Origin of the sequence: Nonomuraea sp. GTA35 (assembly GCF_041950525.1) — a bacterium.
GTDB lineage: Bacteria > Actinomycetota > Actinomycetes > Streptosporangiales > Streptosporangiaceae > Nonomuraea.
In genome coordinates this window covers 3014-4848 of the sequence record NZ_JBGNUV010000045.1, presented here as the reverse complement: position 1 = coordinate 4848, position 1835 = coordinate 3014, and the positions used below count along the sequence as shown (strand labels likewise).

General features: G+C 57.4%; 1 rRNA gene (cut by a window edge). It reads right to left on the bottom strand.

The window, feature by feature from the left end:
• Nucleotides 1-7 precede the first annotated feature (7 nt).
• Nucleotides 8-1835 (bottom strand): 23S ribosomal RNA (locus ACBJ32_RS59245) (it continues 1373 nt past the right edge of the window).

The window sequence follows — 1835 nt, the reverse complement described above, 5'->3', positions numbered from 1 at the left end:
ATGCTTTGTGGTCAAGTCCTCGGCCTATTAGTACCGGTCAGCTCCACACGTTACCGTGCTTCCACCTCCGGCCTATCAACCCGGTCGTCTACCGGGAGCCTTACCCACTCTCGTGGTGGGAGACCTCATCTCAAGGCGAGCTTCCCGCTTAGATGCTTTCAGCGGTTATCCCTTCCGAACGTAGCCAACCAGCCGTGCACCTGGCGGTACAACTGGCACACCAGAGGTTCGTCCGTCCCGGTCCTCTCGTACTAGGGACAGCCCCTTTCAAGTCTCCTGCGCGCGCAGCGGATAGGGACCGAACTGTCTCGCGACGTTCTAAACCCAGCTCGCGTACCGCTTTAATGGGCGAACAGCCCAACCCTTGGGACCTACTCCAGCCCCAGGATGCGACGAGCCGACATCGAGGTGCCAAACCATCCCGTCGATATGGACTCTTGGGGAAGATCAGCCTGTTATCCCCGGGGTACCTTTTAGCCGTTGAGCGACACCGCTTCCACACGCCGATGCCGGATCACTAGTCCCAGCTTTCGCTCCTGCTCGACCCGTCAGTCTCACAGTCAAGCTCCCTTGTGCACTTACACTCAACACCTGATTGCCAACCAGGCTGAGGGAACCTTTGGGCGCCTCCGTTACCCTTTAGGAGGCAACCGCCCCAGTTAAACTACCCACCAGACACTGTCCCCGATCCGGATCACGGACCAGAGTTAGACGTTCAAAACGACCAGAGTGGTATTTCACCAATGACTCCACCCGAACTAGCGTCCGAGCTTCCCAGTCTCCCACCTATCCTACACAAGACGCTCCAAACGCCAATGTCAAGCTGTAGTGAAGGTCCCGGGGTCTTTCCGTCCTGCTGCGCGTAACGAGCATCTTTACTCGTAGTGCAATTTCGCCGGGTCTGCGGTTGAGACAGCGGGGAAGTCGTTACGCCATTCGTGCAGGTCGGAACTTACCCGACAAGGAATTTCGCTACCTTAGGATGGTTATAGTTACCACCGCCGTTTACCGGCGCTTAAGTTCTCACCTTCGCCAGACAAAGCCTGACTAAGCGGTCCCCTTAACGTTCCGGCACCGGGCAGGCGTCAGTCCGTATACATCGTCTTACGACTTCGCACGGACCTGTGTTTTTAGTAAACAGTCGCTTCCCCCTGGCCACTGCGACCCCCACCAGCTCCAAACGCAAAGTTTTTCACCAGCAGAGGTCCCCCTTCTCCCGAAGTTACGGGGGCAATTTGCCGAGTTCCTTAACCACAGTTCACCCGATCGCCTTAGTATTCTCTACCTGACCACCTGAGTCGGTTTAGGGTACGGGCCGCCACAACACTCACTAGAGGCTTTTCTCGGCAGCATAGGATCATCCACTTCACCACAATCGGCTCGGCATCACATCTCAGGATTAATGCGCGGCGGATTTGCCTACCGCACTCCCTACATGCTTACCCCAGGACAACCATCGCCTGGGCTGGACTACCTTCCTGCGTCACCCCATCGCTTACCTACTACCCGATCGGATCGAGCGTTCACCCTGACGGTCGTCCCGAAGGACAACCCGAGCTAAGGACTCTTAGCATCACGAGGTTCAGTATGGGCGCATTGAAGCGGGTACGGGAATATCAACCCGTTGTCCATCGACTACGCCTGTCGGCCTCGCCTTAGGTCCCGACTTACCCTGGGCGGATTAGCCTGGCCCAGGAACCCTTGGTCATCCGGCGCGAGGGTTTCTCACCCTCGATTCGCTACTCATGCCTGCATTCTCACTCGCACAGCCTCCACAACTAGATCACTCTGCTGCTTCACCGGCTGCACGACGCTCCCCTACCCATCAACCCCCC